This is a genomic window from Nostoc sp. 2RC, assembly GCF_014222165.1.
In the GTDB taxonomy this organism is placed as follows: domain Bacteria; phylum Cyanobacteriota; class Cyanobacteriia; order Cyanobacteriales; family Nostocaceae; genus Nostoc; species Nostoc linckia.
In genome coordinates this window covers 1-16,810 of the sequence record NZ_JACKZU010000169.1, presented here as the reverse complement: position 1 = coordinate 16,810, position 16,810 = coordinate 1, and the positions used below count along the sequence as shown (strand labels likewise).

Genomic DNA, 16,810 nt, shown 5'->3' with positions numbered 1-16,810 from the left:
TCCCCATGTCTCCGCGTCCCCATATCCCCGCGTCACTCCTTTGGTGCTTGTGAGGGCTTAACTACAACCCGACCATTTTCAACCACAGTACAATTTTCACCAGTATTCTTGGTGTCCTGAACTGGTATATCCTGGCACTGCTTTTGGTGAGAGACGTTCTCCTCCTGTTGTTGATTGAGGATGACAACACAAGAGGAACAAGAAGCGAAAGACATATAAAAGTATCTCGATTTCTATAATTTATTATCGCTCTATTAAATGCTGTTTGGTTGAAAAATTTACTACTTATAGCGATTTTAACTGGGTAAAATACAGATGATTGTAGAAAGGTACAGCTAGCTGGGCTTCTTTACAATAATTGTTTGGCAGGGTTAGACAATGGGTTTTTCTGATGAAAAAATTTTGGCGATACCTGGGTTTGAGTTTTGTATCTACGTTTTTGACTGCTACTCCTGGATTGGCAGCCGATCGCATTAGCTTTTATTATCCTCCCTTTGGCGAATTCTCTTTGTCTGTGGACTCGCTAGAAGTTTTTGCCAAAGAAGGTAAAATTGACGAAGACTTTTCCTTCTATGCCAGCCGGGCCACTCCCGAACAACTCGCACAATTGCGGAATCTACTCCAGCAACGCTTCAATGTTAGTCCCACTGTGGTATCTCAGGTTACCTATTCCCCAATCGGTGAAGAGGTGATACAACGTCTAGGAGAATTGCTCCTCACTGAGTCTCGGCAAAATGGTTTCTATGCTATACGTGCGGCTTTGATTGTAGCTGCTGCCGATCGCAATGGCTTAACAGTTGTAAATTTGCTGCGGAGATTCCCTAGCAAAACTATTAGGCTGAATTATTCAGAGGGGTTAAGGATTGTCGATAACCTGTCACAACTGATAGAAAAAAAAGATGAGGTTGTAGCTTTTCTCCAACAACAAGCAACGGTAGCCGCAGCCAATTCCAAAATTGATTTTTCACAACAACCAGATTTGCGATCGCCAGGAAAATTCTCTTGGCAGAAAAAAAGCTTTGAGCTAAATGATTTTTCTCGCAATCGTCGTCTCCCAGTGGATATCTATTTACCTCAAGGCAATTCCCAAGCCGAAGTCAAACCGCCATATCCGTTAATTGTAATTTCTCATGGTCTGGCTTCCGATCGCACTACCTTTGCTTACTTAGCTCAACATTTAACATCCTATGGTTTTGCGGTGGCGGTATTGGAACATCCTGGTAGTAATGCCGAACGCATTCAGCTATATTTTGCTGGTTTGGCAGGGCCGCCAGAACCAGCAGAATTTATCAATCGACCATTGGATATCAAGTTTTTACTCAATGAACTTGAGCGTTTAGAAAAATCCGATCCCACTCTCCAAGGAAAACTGAATTTTCAGCAAATTGGGGCTATCGGTCAGTCTTTTGGTGGTTATACTGTTTTGACTTTGGCAGGAGCAGCAATTAACTTTAACCAACTTTACCAAGACTGTAACCGCAATAATTCCTTCTTTAATGTATCGCTGTTGTTGCAGTGTCAAGCTGCTGAGTTATCCCCAAGGGATTACCAACTCAAAGACGATCGCATCAAGGTTGTCATGGCCATTAATCCCATTGACAGTACAGTTTTGGGTCAAGGCGGCATCAGTAAAATTAAAATTCCAGTAATGTTGGTAGCTGGTAGTCAAGATATTTTTGCTCCACCTGTATCTGAGCAGATTCTTCCTTTTACCTGGTTGACTGACTCCAATAAGTACTTGGCTTTGATTGAAAACGGTACTCACTTTTCCGCGATCGCTGAACCAACTCCTGAAAATAGCGTATTACCCGTACCGCCTGCCTTACTAGGCCCTAACCCTACTCCTGTTTATTCCTATCTCAACGCCTTAAGCGTAGCTTTCTTATCAACCCATCTCCTCAATCGCCCAGAATACCGGTCTTATTTGCAGCCATCTTACGCCACATTTATTAGTAAAGAGCCTTTGAATCTCAGTCTTTTGCAATCATTAACACCAGAGCAATTTAATCAAATCTGGAGTGGAGCAATTCCCCAATCATTCCGACCATCAAATCCTCAACTGACGACTCCTCAGGGACAAGAAAGAAATATACCAGGGAACAGGCAATAGGCAACAGGCAACAGGGAACTTCCAATGCTAAAAATAACCAATTACTGTCTAGGGAGGGGCAGGGGGTAGGGAAGAAAAAGAAAATATTATGTGAATAAATTGAGTAATTTATTCTCTGGAAGTTCCCAGGTATAAACAAAGATTATTGCTAAGGTGATTAACTTATTGATAAAAATTAAGTGTTTTTTAATTGCGTCTCCCATGCCACAAACAAAGGCCGACAACATGTCCAACCCACAAGTAGTGGTCATTAATTTCTTGCAACTGCCTTAGGACTGAGGGCTTTGAACCCAGTATTCGGACAGGTTTTTTCACTATTCCCTATTCCCTATTCCCTGCCCGGAGGGGTTGGTAATCATAAACAATATAAGTCTCAAGGATTAATTAGCTAATCTCAAAATTAAATATAAATAATTATGATATTTGCTAAAATTTAGGAAATTAATATAGTTTTTTAATTTACATTTTATATAAACATTTAGCCATCTTATCTGATGCAAAAAATCCCGAAAGCAAGCCTTTATTTGGAGGCAATCAGTAAATGTACTGACAGTAATAGGGCAATTATTAATAAAATATAATTATTACAATCATAAGAAAAATGAGATAACAATCTTAAACAATGCCTGAGAAATAAGGTAATACAATTCTGTAATCAATAGGCATCTAGCGCTGGAAATTCTTACACATCAAATCCAATTGCTAGATATGTCTTTTTTACATCTAAGCTGTGGCTTCGATATCACAATTTCCCAAAACAGAAATAAATTGTCATGGCTTTGAGATATTTGTACTTACGTATTCATAAAAACTTATTTAATTAAATCTTTGATATATATATACTTGTGTTAACAAGTATTAAAAAATTCTTATTAAAACTTGTTGCAATCGCTTGATTTAATTGCTAACGTGTGTATGAAAACGATGCTGATGAATGCTCAAATCGAGGAGAAGTAAAATCTATGAGCTATATTGATTCAGCCAAGTAGGTTAGTAATTAACGAGTCAAAAACGAAAAATTTCTACTTCGTATAGGAAATTACGAAGGATTGCAGATTAACCAAGAAATACCTTGTTGCTAAAGCGATTGGGGACTGGGGACTGGTGAGATGGTAATGAGTACTCACCAATTATCAATGCCCCATACCCAATCCTTGATTAGATTTTGGAGGATAAAATCAATGGAGATTCAAGGTAAAGTAGCCCTAATTACGGGGGCTTCGCGTGGTATTGGCAGGGCGATCGCTCTGGAACTAGCGAAACAAGGCATCAAGCGGCTGATATTGGTAGCACGCGATCGCCATAAGTTAGTTGAGGTGGCGAACAAAATTCAGGCGATGGGTGTGGAAGTTGCGATCGTTGCTTTGGATTTGACTCAGGTAGTTGAGGTGAATGTCACTATTGCTCAAGTTTGGCGCAACTATGGCCCGATTCATCTGCTGGTTAATTGTGCAGGAGTCGCATACCAAAGCTCGTTTTTGCAATCTAAACTCCCCCAAGTTCAAGAAGAACTTTCTGTAAACTTACTGGGAATGTACAACCTCACCAGTTTGATGGCTCGACGCATGGCCAGCCAAAGGCAAGGAACAATCGTCAATGTATCGAGTCTAATGGGGAAAGTTGCAGCACCGACAATGGCCACTTACTCGGCCACCAAATTTGCCATCTTGGGATTTACCCAAGCCTTACGTCGGGAACTTGCCCAATACAATATCCGAGTGATTGCATTACTACCTTCTCTCACAGACACAGACATGGTACGCGACTTAAAATTATTTCGCTGGGTGATTCCCATGACTCCCCAGCAAGTGGCTCAAGCACTTGTCACTGGAATGCAAAATAATTCAGCAGAAATTTTAGTCGGATGGCAAAGTCATCTAGCAGTGTGGTGTCAACGCCTCGCCCCTTGGTTATTAGAACTGATTTTACAAATAGCAGCTCCACCAGCACCAAGAAGGCAAAAGCTTAGTCAAAAACCGAGTTTTTTCGCAAAAATCCAGCGTTTTGCTGATGTATTTTTGTTGAGGAAAAATCAATGTCAAGCCAAATCGCTGTAACTATCGCAGGGAATAGGCAATAGGGAATAGGCTTAAAAGCCATTAAAAAGTAAAAAGTTAAAGGTCAATCCCCAAAAATAAATTTAGGGGATTTGGAAAAAACGCCATCACAAGTCAAAACAACTAGGTAAAAAGTAAAAATCAACATGAAAGTAATATTTTTTACTTTTAGACTTTAACTTTTTACTTGTGCTTGAGGATTTGAAATCGTTTTTATTTGTTCTTTGTTTTGCCTTTTGACTTTTTACTTTTGTCTTGCACTAAGGGCCAACCTTAGTAACTTGCATACATCCACGACCGTTGTTATAAACTTGCAAAATTGCATATTGATCTGAGCGAACTAACAAACCTACATATTGCGCCGCACTGACACCACTATCGCAAATGGTTGTTGGCTCACCAGACCTCAACGCTCGATCCGACCAGGTACATTGACCAGGTGACAAACCTTGGGGAACGGCTCCTGCTCCTGGTTGGAAATTGATTCGCACACTGTTACTACCATCATTTTGTATAGCCAGCGTACCACCACCACGACAGGTCAGAGGATAGCTTTGTTGTGCAACAGCAGTATCTACAGCGAACATTGGCGTCAAAATAGCAACTAGAGCGGCCAGCTTAGAAAACTTGGAAAATACTGTCATTGTTGTGACTCCCAGAAATTAAAAAATTAGTAGTAGTGTGTTTCCAATAGCTATTAGGTTTGAGGAAAAACTTTTATGCAATCAAAAGCCAGAAATAAGTTTATAAATTGCCGTGCGATCGCATAATTAGACATACCTTGTTTCGGAGCAACCAGAAATGCTGACACTACCGACTAATCTCTCTTCTTTGCCCGAAATCATTGATGGCTTACCGAACATTTCTGGTTGGGAAACAGAGGTTCTCTCTGTAGTTAACCATGATATACCTGTATTTTTACCAACAACGAATATTAAGTTAGATGACGTAAATGCTGCATTTGCGATCGCTCTACACATGCACCAGCCTACGATCCCTGCTGGATATGGTGGTACGTTCATCAGCAATTTGCAATACATGTTTGAACATCCCAACGAAGGCGATAACCATAATGCAGGGCCTTTTGCTTATTGTTACAGCCGTATGGGAGATTTCATTCCCGAACTTGTCAATCAAGGTTGTAATCCCCGTGTGATGTTGGATTACTCAGGTAATCTTTTGTGGGGACTGCGGCAAATGGGACGCAGTGATATTCTGGATAATTTGAAACGTATTACTTGCGATTCTACCTATCAACCTTATGTAGAATGGCTGGGTACAATGTGGAGCCATGCTGTTGTTCCTTCCACTCCCATAGCAGACATCAAATTGCATATAATTGCATGGCAACATCACTTTGCTGCAATTTTTGGTTGGGAAGCATTAGCACGAGTCAAAGGATTTTCACCTCCAGAAATGCATTTACCCAATCATCCTGATGTCCTGTTTGAATTTGTGAAAGCCCTCAAAGAATGTGGATATCGTTGGTTACTCGTTCAAGAACATTCTGTAGAAACAATTAATGGTGAATCTTTGAGGCACAAACATTTACCACATCGCTTAATTGCTCGTAATTCTCAAGGCGAAACCATTAGCATTACAGCATTAATTAAAACCCAAGGTTCAGATACTAAATTAGTTGCCCAAATGCAGCCTTATTATGAAGCAAAAACCTTATCTAAACAACAATTAGGCAGCGTATTTGTGCCACCAATAGTTAATCAAATTGGAGATGGTGAAAATGGCGGCGTGATGATGAATGAATTTCCCAGTGCCTTCAAACAAGCTTGGTGGGATATGGTAAATCATGGTGGAGGCAAATCAGGTGTTGTGGGGATGTGTGGCACAGAATATTTAGAATTAATAGAAGCTGCTGGATGCCAACCTGAAGACTATCCAGCTTGCCAGCCAGTTGGACAACATCAAATTTGGCAGCGAGTTTCACCAGAAAATTTTCAACCTGAAGCTGTGGAGAATGCCATTCAAGAATTAAAAGCAAATAATTCTAATTTTCACATGGATGGAGCCTCATGGACAAATCATATTAGCTGGGTTAAAGGATATGAAAATGTCTTATCTCCCATGTATGAATTAAGTAGCTTATTTCATCAAAAATTTGATAAATTACAGCTAACCGAGGCTTTAGAACCTATTACTAGAAAATCTGAATACCGTAACGCTCTCCTACACAACCTTTTGCTAGAAACTAGTTGTTTTCGTTATTGGGGACAAGGCGCTTGGACTGATTATGCAGGGCAAATTTATCAACGAGGCAAAAGTTTGTCGTAAGAAAATGTTTGAAATTCACGTCTGATGTGAATTATCCAAATTAACGAAATCTCAAGGATTGTGCGTCCTGTAGAGACGTTGCAGTGCCAACGTCTCTACAACGATAAATCAAAGGTTTTAGCGTCTAATCCACATAATGCGTAATTCAGAATTCAGAAGTAAAACAGGGTTTATACCTGGGTTGGGGGTGAATCTTTGTATACTTGACTGTAAGATTTTATGCAAACATTTGAGAAATGAGTATACAAAGACAAAATAAGCGCATTCAAATAAATTTAGATTTATCGCCAGAACTTTATGAGACAATAATTAATCTAGCATCAGAAATTGATGGAGATAATGCTGAGGTGCTGTTAAAAGCGCTCTCACTTCTAGAAGTTACAGTAGAAGCCAAACAAAAAGGTAAACATCTCTGGATTGTAGATGAAAACCAAAACCTAGAAACTGAAATTACAGATATAAAAGATTTATCAAAAATCATTACTTCCAAAGGTAACAAGCCATTGGTTTTATCAATAGGCAATTCACAATCACAAGAAGATATAGAACTTGAGCGCCACCTCAAAGAACTCAAGTTTAAACAAGAACTAAGAAAAGATTGGATTATATTTATTGTTAGAGATGTCGTATTTTTTTCTGCTGCTGTACTTTTTATTTTTGCTGTCAGTGGTTCTTCACTATTTATGCAAATTTATAGATAACTTTTGTACTCATATAAATAGAAAGACTAAATTAAACCTAACTCGAACTTGCCGGGTTTCCACTGCGCTCAACCCTCTTGGAATCAGCTTACCAAGCATTGAGCGTACCCTTCTCTTTGAGATGCTACGCGAACGGGAAGCAAGCTACGCGTAGCGTCTCCCCTTGGGAGAAGTCGAAATGCGTCTTCTAAATAATTGTGTCCAACTACTTATAATCTGAGTCAGTAAACTTGCGTAATTAATTTTACAGACGACGAAGCTAACTTGTTACAAGTAAACTCATTGTCATATCCAACTATTTAGATTATCTCATCAAAATAGTTGAAATTATCCTCTGCAAGTTTTATGGATTGAAGTTTATGACTATCGGAGTTTTCATATTTGCTGTGGCTTTAGTTGCCATTGTTGCTCTTATTCTCATTAATAGCTACAACGATTTAGTCAAGTATCGCAACCGCTACAAAAATGCTTACTCTCAAATCGATGTTCAATTACAGCGTCGCTATGATTTAATTCCTAATTTGGTGGAAACTGCCAAGGGATATATGAAACATGAGCGAGAAACTTTAGAAGCTGTAATTGCAGCTCGAAACTCTGCGATAAATGCTAATAGTCGTGCTGGACAAAATCCCGGCGATCCCCAAGCGATGCAGCAGTTGGGTAATGCAGAAGCAGCGCTGGCGGGTGCGTTAAGTCGCTTCATGGTACTTTCAGAATCTTATCCGGAATTGAAAGCCGATCGCTCTATGAGTCAGGTGATGGAAGAACTTTCTTCTACTGAAAACCGCATTGCTTTTGCTCGTCAAGCTTTTAATGATGCTGTGACACTTTACAACACCAAAAGTGAATCTTTCCCCAGCAACCTTGTGGCAAATACGTTTAATTTTACCCTTGCAGAGTTGCTAAAAGAAGCAAATCCAGAAGTGAGAAATGCTCCCCGCGTGTCTTTTTAGGTGTCTATGAATTTCTTTGAACATCAGGATCGGGCACGCCAAAATACACAAAAATTAATCGGGTTGTTTTCTCTATCCATCGCAGTGATGATTGTGGCAATTTATATTGCTACTTTATTTCTGTTTCGCATGGCTCCTCATATTTGGTGGCATTCAGGATTATTTCTGTGTGTGGCTGGGATTACAATCATTGCCATCGCTTTAGGAAGTCTCTATAAAATTGCTTATCTGCGTGAAGGCGGAAGCGTAATTGCCCAAGAGTTGGGGGGAAGGCTTTTACTACCAGAAACCGCCGACGAACAAGGAAAACAACTATTAAATATTGTCGAGGAAATGGCGATCGCTTCTGGTATTCCTGTGCCAGAAGTTTATCTCCTCGACAGAGAAACCAGCATTAATGCTTTTGCTGCGGGGTTTACCCCCACTGATGCCGTTATTGGAGTTACCCGTGGCAGTTTGCAACACTTGAACCGCGATGAACTGCAAGGAGTCATCGGCCATGAATTCAGTCACATTCTTAATGGAGATATGCGCCTGAATTTACGTTTGGTGGGACTGCTACACGGAATTTTGTTTATCTATTTAACTGGGGAATTATTGTTGCGGCTTCGTGCTGGTTCCCGCGAAGATAAGGGTTTGCCTTTGTGGGCCTTTGGTTTAGCACTCATGGCCATTGGTGGTATCGGCTTACTTTGCGGACGCTTGATTAAAGCCGCCGTTTCTCGCCAACGGGAATTTCTCGCCGATGCTTCCGCCGTACAGTTCACTCGCAACGCCAATGGACTGACTGGAGTGTTGGAAAAACTCCAAAAAATGGATTCCCGTTTGATTGCGCCTGGTAGAGAAGCCGCCAGTCACATGTTTTTTGGCAATGCCCTCAACCCTTATCTTTGGGACAGTATGTTGTGTACCCACCCACCTCTGGCAGAACGCATCCGCCGCCTTGGAGGTGTAAACGTCAGCAATTTACCAGCAATGCCATCTCGCCATCGCACGGCTTGTCAGGAATCTTTAGCAATGGGGTTTGCTGGTGGTAACGCCATGTCGCAACAAGTAGTCAATCAAGTGGGAACCGTTGCACCAGAGCATTTTGCCCACGCTCAAGCACTGTTGTCGCAGTTGCCAGAATCTTTGCGTTTGAGGGTGCGGGAGCAGGAAAGTGCAATGGGCATCGTTTTTGCCCTAGCTTTGAATACGGAAAATCTCGAAGTCCAAAAACGCCAAATTGACTGGTTACGCCAAGTGCAGCCCACAGAGTTGGTAGAAAAAACTCTGGAATTGAGTAGCGAAATTAGCCAGTTAGATCCCAGCATTCGCTTACCACTTGTAGATTTGACAGTACCCGCATTGCGCCAAAATTCCGCCAAGGAATGCCAAAGGCTTTGCAAATGCGTCCACGGTTTAGTGAAAGCTAGCGGCAATTTATCGTTGTGGGATTTTGTGTTGCAGTTAATACTATGGCATCGTCTCCAACCTTGTATAAATCCTACGTCGGCCATAACAGTAGAATTTACCACCATTGAACAAATTTGGCCAGATAGCATCTTAATATTATCGGCACTCGCACGCGTCGGATATAGCAAACCCGATGCCATAGCTTATGCGTTTCGTTCTGGAGTTTTTCGACTTCCCAAAGCCGCAGAACAAGAAAAACCAGATACACCTGTTTGTTGCAATTTTTCGGATCTCAAGAAAAGTATTGAACGTCTCCAACTTGCTAGTCCTAAACTCAAGCAAGCTATTATTGATGCCTGTGCCCACACGGTACTCGTAGATAATAAAGTTACTCCAAAAGAAGCAGATTTATTAAGAGCGATCGCCATGACCTTAGACTGTCCCATCCCGCCTTTTTTAAATCCTCAACGTGGCGTTTTCAAATAAAAATAATCTTCCCCAAAGGTGAGTTAAAGCACAATTAATTGATTTAATTATTACCAGGAAAGAGTATCAGATTGTACAACAAAATTTTGATTCCTAGACATGGTAGCCCAAGTATAGTTCAGGAGATAAACTGCTCCAAAAACCCCTATATTCAACGAAAACTAACGATTCGGCTATTTTTGCCAAGTCGTGACTTTTCAAAACACAGACTTTCGGTGTTGCCTGTTCGCTGCTACCAGTATTAATTTACTTAAAAAATTTGGACAAAATACCCGCTTGTTTAGCATTTTAGAAATTTGGTTGCTATAGTAGATCACAGCGCTTTTCAAGTAATTGAACTACACCACTCCCCATAACCCCTCTCAATCGTGGTCAAATACCTGAAAAATGCTGTAAATAACTATTCTTGCAAGGATTTGAAAGCTGTGCGGGATGATTTACAGGGCTTGGAAATTAGTCATAACGAACTGCAAAAGCTGACTAATTTACCTGTCAATGAAGAATTGTTAATTATTACAAATGTCTTGCTAAAATTTGGAAAAACATATATAGATAAAATTAAAGGTTCCGAAGGAGCAACTGTAATATTTATTGGGTTTTCCACATTTGTTTTTACTTATATTTTATTTGATTTAATTTTGAAAATATTTGTTTCTTGGATAACAATTCCATCCTGGATTTTCTTAATTATTTTAGGTCTTTGGGTCGGTGGTTTAACGCAAAGTGTTTTATATATGCTTTGGAAAAATAGAAGTAAATTAATTAAAAAAAGTATGAATAATTCTCTACAAATACTATTAAATGATGTGAAAAGATATAATTCTATTATTAAGGCAATAGATATTAACGATCAAATAGAAGAAGCTGGTAACCCAGAAGTGGTTATCCAGGAAAGAGAAAGTGTAATCGAAGCGCTTAAACTCACAAAGGCTGACTTAGTTCGGGCTTTGAAGACAGAAAGGATTTTGAGGGAAAATAAAAACTTTATTTTGAGTAATACAGAATTATTTGCCAATAATTTAGCAACTTTAGCAGCTATGCAAGTACACGAACAAGCTACTGAGCATGGCAGGTTACTCAACGAAGCATTACAAATTGCATTAGATGTACAACATGAAATGAAAAAATTACAGAGTCAGCGTTAAAAACTGTACTTTGGTTAAAGAATGTTGACTGTTGACGGTTCACTGTTGACTGTGAACTTTCAACAGTTATACCAATTTGAAAAAAGAATGCAACAGATAAATTTACTCCAACCCAAACACACAAACCAATTCCCAATCCAAAATCTAAAATCTAAAATCTAAAATGGTATTAGATTTTACTTGGAAGCCGCCAAGAGATGGGAAGTCTGTAGATGTTGTTGCACGTTAAAGTCCCAATAGCTTTTTTGCTAATCCTTCCCACGGTTACAATCCCCGTCTAACATAAATATTATTCGTGAAGCGATCGCTTATCGGCATGGACTGGAAAGAAGTTAGAGGTAACTGGGTAGTCATTCCCCGAAATCCCATAGGTATCATCCATTTTTTGGGAGGTGCTTTCGTCGCCACTGCACCGCACCTCACTTATCGCTGGGTACTGGAACAACTGGCAAGTAAAGGTTACGTTGTTATTGCTACGCCTTTCGTTAATACCTTGGATCATACTGCGATCGCCCAATCCGTGCTGCTCAATTTTGACCGCACCCTGGAACGCCTACATGACTCTGGAGCATTACGCAAGCTTTACTTTCCTATTTACGGCGTTGGGCACAGTATGGGCTGTAAACTGCATTTATTAATAGGTAGCCTCTTTGAAGTTGAACGCGCAGGCAATATTTTAATATCCTTCAATAACTACGCTGCTAAAGAAGCCATTCCCCTAGTAGAACAATTCAATTCTACTTTTGCCATCGAGTTTACTCCCTCACCATTGGAAACCAATAGACTTGTCCTAGAACGATATAATATCCGACGTAATTTATTAATCAAATTTAGCAACGATACCATTGACCAATCAGCAGCTTTAACCAAAATCTTGCAACAACGCTTTGGTGAAATGGTGACAATACAAACTTTACCAGGAAATCATACAACTCCTCTAGGTCAAGATATCAAATGGCAAACTGGAACATCTTTCACTCCCTTTGATGCCTTGGGGCAATGGTTCAAGCAAGAAGCATACCGTGATTTGAATCAACTTAAAACCAGCATTCTTCTGTGGCTGAATCCGCTTGCACCTCCATAATCTTTTATGACTTTAAAAATTCATAAATTCGACGGAAAAATAAAAATATGTTAGTAGTATTAATACAGCAATATTACTAATATATTACTGAATTTGAATTGCCAGATTATCTATCTATTTCTTTGCTTTTTGACGACGATCGCCGCTCAATACGGTTCGGTTAAAGGGGAAAGGGGAAAGGGACTCATGTTTCAAATACATCCAAATCCCCTTACCCCTTAACATTTTCCCAGACCACAAGGGAAGTTCATACTGCTTATCCGAACTGTATTGGAGCGCCGCTCATATTAGAAACCAAAAATACCGTTTTGGCTATTTTTCGAGTTGGTGAAAAAAATTACTTATCCTTTGAGGATTACGGGAGTAGTAATATCATATTTTATTTTATTTTTCTATATTTACAACAAATTCTTAATTAGTTGTTCGTGCAACATTCTATGTATCAAATACTAATAATTGACGACGACCATTCAATCAAAATACTCCTGAAAAGAATGTTGGAAAAACAGGGGTATGAAGTCATTACTGCCAGTAGCGGCGAGGAGGGAATAGAAAAAGCAGAGGCTTGCCATCCAGCACTAATTATTTGTGATTGGATCATGCCGGGGTTGAATGGTTTAGAGGTTTGCCACCGGATTAAAACAGACCCGAAATTTTCCACCACATTTTTTATTTTATTAACATCTTTAGATTCCGTTGCCGATTGTGTTAAAGGTCTAGATGCTGGTGCTGATGATTTTATCTCCAAACCCATTGAACATAATGAATTACAAGCAAGGGTGAGAGCAGGATTGCGCTTGCATCAATTAAGTAGAGACTTGCAGACTCAAAAGTTGCTTTTAGAATCAGAAATGTCAGAAGCCGCAGAATATGTGCGATCGCTCCTGCCTTTTCCCATGACTGAACCCTTCAATATAAATTTTCGATTTATTCCCTCACGACAACTAGGCGGTGATTGTTTCGATTATTACTGGCTTGATGCTGATTATTTAGCAATTTATTTATTAGATACTGCTGGACACGGACTTAAAGCCACTCTTCCCTCGGTTTCCGTGATGAATTTGCTTCGTTCTCGTGCCCTCAAAAGTCTCAATTATTATCAACCTAGTGATGTTTTAAAGGCCTTGAATGATACCTTTCAGATGAATTATCAAAATGACAAATACTTTACAATTTGGTACGGAGTTTACAACCGAGTCAATCGCCAGCTAATTTATGCTAGTGCAGGTCATCCGCCAGCAGTTTTAATTACCGGTACATCTCCTAGAAAATCCGAAATCAAACTCTTGAAAACCCCAGGTATGCCAGTGGGAATGTTTCCAGAAGCAAAATATGTTGATAATTTTTGCAATATTGAAAAATTCAGTACTCTTTATATTTTTAGTGACGGTGCTTATGAAATCACTAAATCCGACGGCACACTTTGGAGTTTAGATGCTTTTATTCAGCTATTAGTTAGCTTACAAAATTCTGTTGATAGCCAACTCGAACGGGTACTGAGTTATTTAGTCGCTCTCAACTCCAAAGATGGTTTTGATGATGATTTGTCTATTTTACAAATTAAATTTGATTAACTAAGTTTTAGACAATAAAACTTCATTAAATGCTTCTTGGGTAGGAAATATTTCAAATATTTTATCCATATTAGTTAATTCAAATAATATCCTGACTTGCTCGTTAATTGAACAGATTGCCAGTTGAACATCTGCTGCCCTCAAGGTTTTGAAAGCTAAAACTAAAGCCCCCAAACCAGAACTATCCATAAAAGTTACATCTTGAAAATCAAGTAAAACAGTTTTGGCACCAACTTCGATAATTGTAGTAATATTTTGTCTAAATTCCTGTGAAGTTGTGGAGTTCAGACTCCCACTGAGTTTAATAATTTTGACTTCTTCTCTCATAATTATTTGACGCTGTTTTGTCTAAATTTTGTTTGGATTTTGCTATTATATACCGAGAGTAGGATTTTTTAAATATTAAATATCAACAATAAAATTGAATCTTGGTATCTTGTTCATTTGAGTAAATTACTAACTGAAACGTAAAGAAAATTTTTCGATTATTCATGGAATTAACAGCAGCGATCGCTCCTAGAAGCTCTTAGTAAAAAGATTATTCAATTATTCAGTAATCTAGTATTTTTATTTATAAATATGTTTAATTTATTTAAAATATTGATGAAAAATCATAATTAATATTGAGTTTATTTATGTCTAATAGTTTACATAATTGGATAAATTTAGATACGGATTTGAGAGACTAAAACCAACTATTTTAATTTTGGTGACACCAAGCTCCAACAAACAAATTAAATGACTTTGAGGCATAAAGGTATTAGTTTATTTTTGACTAAGAGGAATAGTAATTACAAATTCAGCCCCACTCCCTAGCTGGGAAATGCATTCCAAGCTGCCGCAGTGCTTTTGTGAAATAATTTGGTAGCTGATAGATAAACCCATACCCGTACCTTTCCCAATGGGCTTAGTACTAAAGAACGGATCAAAAAGTCGCTGTTTCACTTCCTTCGGAATTCCTAATCCATTGTCAGCGATACGAATAACAACTTGTTTTTTGCTAGTGAGTTCAGTTTGAATGCGAATCGTTGGAATTAGACATAGGGTAGACAGTTCGGTTTTGGAGTTTCTCACAGTGGAGCAGCTGCTGTCATCGGGCATTGGGCATAGGGCGTGGGGAAGGGGGCAGAGGGGAAACATTCTTCTCCCCTGCCCCATCTCCCTTGTCTCCCTCATCTCCCCATTCCTTACTCCCCATTCCCTACTCCCCATTGCCTCTTCCAAAGCATCGATGGCATTTGCCAAAATATTCATAAATACTTGATTAAGTTGCCCAGCATAGCATTCTACCAAAGGCAAATCACTGTATTCTTTGATAACTTGAATGGCAGGCCGTTCAGGTGTAGCTTTGATCCGATGTTCCAGAATCATCAAAGTACTATCGATTCCCTCATGGATATTTACTTCTTTCATATCAGCTTCATCCATGCGAGAAAAATTGCGTAACGATAAAACGATTTCTCTAATTCGCTGAGCGCCAATCTTCATTGAATTGAGAAGTTTGGGCAAGTCCTCTATCAAAAACTCTAAGTCAATTTCTGCTGCTATTTCTTCAATTTCAGATATGGAATGGGGATGGAGTTGCTGATATAGTCTAATGAATCTGACTAGGTCTTGAATGTAGTTGTCGGCGTGAGCGAGATTGCCATAAATGAAATTTACAGGGTTATTGATTTCGTGAGCAACACCCGCCACCAATTGTCCCAAACTTGACATTTTCTCACTTTGGACAAGCTGCATTTGAGTTTGCTGGAGTTCCTCCAGAGTTTTTTCTAAATCTTTTGTCCGCTGCTTTAACTGAGTTTCTGCTCGTACACGCTCAGTAATTTGAAATGTTGTTCCCACTAACCGATAAATTCGGCCTTCACTGTCTTTGAGGGGATTAATCGTAGTTAACGACCAACTTTCGTTACCTTGGAAAGTCAAGCATTCTTCGTAGGTAATAGGTGTAGCTGCTTCCACACAACTTATATATCTCTGACGAACTGCTGCACTTTCCACAACACCAAGTAAATCTTTTGGTGTTTTACCAATCACTTCCATACTACTGATACCAGTGGCACGTTCTGTAGCTGGATTCCAACCTGTGAAACGAAACTCACCATCTTCTTGAACATCCACTACAAATATCAAATGTTCAGCTCCTTCGTAGACAGTGCGGAGGAATTGCTCTTTCTGTTGGAGTTGCACTTCTTTTAGTTTACGTTCGGTGATGTCAGTCACTGCACCAACAAAACCAACATTCTCACCTGTGGAATCTTTCAGAGAATAAGACCTGAGGAAAGTCTGCATCATCCGACCACTAGCAGACTGTTGTTCAACTTCACCTATCCAGGATTTACCCGAAATAGTAACTTTCCATATCTCCTTGGCAACTGCCGAGTTAGTAAACACAGCACAAAAGCCCCCAAATTCCATGAAATCCTGCACAGTTTCACATTCATACAATTTGGAAAATGCCGAATTTTGGTAGATGTGATTACCCGCAGCATCCGCTATGCCAATAGCATCGCTGGAACTTTCTACCGCTTGTTTGTAAAGCATTAATTCTGCTTCTGCTTGTTGTCGTTGAGCAATTTCAGCTTGCAGTGCCTCGTTACTTTTGATTACTTGTCTTTCTAGTTCTGCATAAGCTTGCTGGAGTGCCTCGTGGGTTTGTTGCAGCTTCTTGAAATCGTTAACAATTTGCAATAGAAAGGCAATAGAGACATTTTCTTGTTGGTTTTCAACTGGACAAGTGCTGACGAGTTCCCATAACTGATTCGAGGACTCATTTGTTGTGTTGTCCTTTTGCATACCCTAAGTCCTGTTTGTAATTGAAGTTTGGATGCACCTTCCCTTTCAAAAAAGTTATCCGAGGCATCGCTTCTGCTGCTTTAGTATTCCCTATGTCTGTTATTTATCAACAGATAATACCAAAACAGAAAATTTATGCTTATAACTCCCTACTGTCAATTTCTAATTCCTGACTTTTTCAAAAGATCTTAGGGAATGGGGAATGGGGAATGGGGGGATG

The 16,810-nt window shown here is 39.4% G+C and carries 12 protein-coding genes; 9 read left to right on the top strand and 3 right to left on the bottom strand.

All coding sequences use genetic code 11. The annotated features are described in order from the left end of the window. Positions 1-391 precede the first annotated feature (391 nt). Together GNE10_RS19180 and GNE10_RS19175 are read left to right on the top strand one after the other, a co-directional pair. Positions 392-2,110 carry an alpha/beta hydrolase gene (locus GNE10_RS19180; protein ID WP_185566533.1) on the top strand — a complete coding sequence of 573 codons (1,719 nt, stop codon included), beginning with the start codon at positions 392-394 and terminating at the stop codon, positions 2,108-2,110. A 1,181-nt stretch (positions 2,111-3,291) separates the two neighbouring features. Then, positions 3,292-4,167, top strand: a complete 876-nt coding sequence (locus GNE10_RS19175; protein WP_185566532.1) for an SDR family oxidoreductase — start codon at positions 3,292-3,294, stop codon at positions 4,165-4,167. A 260-nt stretch (positions 4,168-4,427) separates the two neighbouring features. Here the strand turns inward: GNE10_RS19175 and GNE10_RS19170 are convergent, their stop codons facing one another. Further along, positions 4,428-4,811, bottom strand: coding sequence for a hypothetical protein (locus tag GNE10_RS19170; protein WP_185566531.1), 384 nt, complete (start codon positions 4,809-4,811; stop codon positions 4,428-4,430). Between the two features lie 157 nt (positions 4,812-4,968). On the opposite strand from GNE10_RS19170, the gene GNE10_RS19165 reads away from it, so the two are divergent. From GNE10_RS19165 to GNE10_RS19130, 7 genes are all read left to right on the top strand, one after another. Continuing rightward, positions 4,969-6,456 carry a glycosyl hydrolase family 57 gene (locus GNE10_RS19165; protein ID WP_185566530.1) on the top strand — a complete coding sequence of 496 codons (1,488 nt, stop codon included), beginning with the start codon at positions 4,969-4,971 and terminating at the stop codon, positions 6,454-6,456. A gap of 236 nt (positions 6,457-6,692) precedes the next feature. Next, the gene (locus GNE10_RS36050; protein WP_260446928.1) at positions 6,693-7,157 is read left to right on the top strand and encodes a hypothetical protein; all 465 of its coding nucleotides are present in this window, start codon (positions 6,693-6,695) and stop codon (positions 7,155-7,157) included. A gap of 359 nt (positions 7,158-7,516) precedes the next feature. Continuing rightward, positions 7,517-8,110: a LemA family protein gene (locus GNE10_RS19150; RefSeq protein ID WP_185566529.1), complete on the top strand. Its 594-nt coding sequence runs from the start codon at positions 7,517-7,519 to the stop codon at positions 8,108-8,110. 6 nt (positions 8,111-8,116) lie between these two features. Continuing rightward, positions 8,117-9,991 carry a M48 family metallopeptidase gene (locus GNE10_RS19145; protein ID WP_185566528.1) on the top strand — a complete coding sequence of 625 codons (1,875 nt, stop codon included), beginning with the start codon at positions 8,117-8,119 and terminating at the stop codon, positions 9,989-9,991. Positions 9,992-10,416: 425 nt separating this feature from the next. Beyond that, positions 10,417-11,136 (top strand): hypothetical protein, encoded by a 720-nt coding sequence (locus GNE10_RS19140; protein ID WP_185566536.1) that lies wholly within the window; start codon positions 10,417-10,419, stop codon positions 11,134-11,136. Between the two features lie 316 nt (positions 11,137-11,452). Beyond that, positions 11,453-12,220: a DUF1350 family protein gene (locus GNE10_RS19135; RefSeq protein ID WP_185566535.1), complete on the top strand. Its 768-nt coding sequence runs from the start codon at positions 11,453-11,455 to the stop codon at positions 12,218-12,220. Between the two features lie 437 nt (positions 12,221-12,657). Then, positions 12,658-13,794 carry a SpoIIE family protein phosphatase gene (locus GNE10_RS19130; protein ID WP_099071131.1) on the top strand — a complete coding sequence of 379 codons (1,137 nt, stop codon included), beginning with the start codon at positions 12,658-12,660 and terminating at the stop codon, positions 13,792-13,794. Here GNE10_RS19130 and GNE10_RS19125 read toward each other — a convergent pair whose 3' ends face one another. Together GNE10_RS19125 and GNE10_RS19120 are read right to left on the bottom strand one after the other, a co-directional pair. After that, complete coding sequence (locus GNE10_RS19125; protein WP_099071132.1) at positions 13,795-14,121, bottom strand: STAS domain-containing protein; 327 nt, start codon at positions 14,119-14,121, stop codon at positions 13,795-13,797. Between the two features lie 438 nt (positions 14,122-14,559). After that, a complete protein-coding gene (locus GNE10_RS19120) occupies positions 14,560-16,590 on the bottom strand; it encodes a PAS domain S-box protein (protein WP_185566527.1) in 2,031 nt (676 codons plus the stop codon). Between the last annotated feature and the right edge of the window lie 220 nt (positions 16,591-16,810).

Coding starts and splice junctions, on each gene's coding strand:
- GNE10_RS36050 (WP_260446928.1), top strand. CDS start 6,693: ATGAGTATACAAAGACAAAATAAGCGCATTCAAATAAATTTAGATTTA.
- GNE10_RS19150 (WP_185566529.1), top strand. CDS start 7,517: ATGACTATCGGAGTTTTCATATTTGCTGTGGCTTTAGTTGCCATTGTT.
- GNE10_RS19130 (WP_099071131.1), top strand. CDS start 12,658: ATGTATCAAATACTAATAATTGACGACGACCATTCAATCAAAATACTC.
- GNE10_RS19120 (WP_185566527.1), bottom strand. CDS start 16,590: ATGCAAAAGGACAACACAACAAATGAGTCCTCGAATCAGTTATGGGAA.
- GNE10_RS19165 (WP_185566530.1), top strand. CDS start 4,969: ATGCTGACACTACCGACTAATCTCTCTTCTTTGCCCGAAATCATTGAT.
- GNE10_RS19170 (WP_185566531.1), bottom strand. CDS start 4,811: ATGACAGTATTTTCCAAGTTTTCTAAGCTGGCCGCTCTAGTTGCTATT.
- GNE10_RS19135 (WP_185566535.1), top strand. CDS start 11,453: ATGGACTGGAAAGAAGTTAGAGGTAACTGGGTAGTCATTCCCCGAAAT.
- GNE10_RS19125 (WP_099071132.1), bottom strand. CDS start 14,121: ATGAGAGAAGAAGTCAAAATTATTAAACTCAGTGGGAGTCTGAACTCC.
- GNE10_RS19175 (WP_185566532.1), top strand. CDS start 3,292: ATGGAGATTCAAGGTAAAGTAGCCCTAATTACGGGGGCTTCGCGTGGT.
- GNE10_RS19180 (WP_185566533.1), top strand. CDS start 392: ATGAAAAAATTTTGGCGATACCTGGGTTTGAGTTTTGTATCTACGTTT.
- GNE10_RS19145 (WP_185566528.1), top strand. CDS start 8,117: ATGAATTTCTTTGAACATCAGGATCGGGCACGCCAAAATACACAAAAA.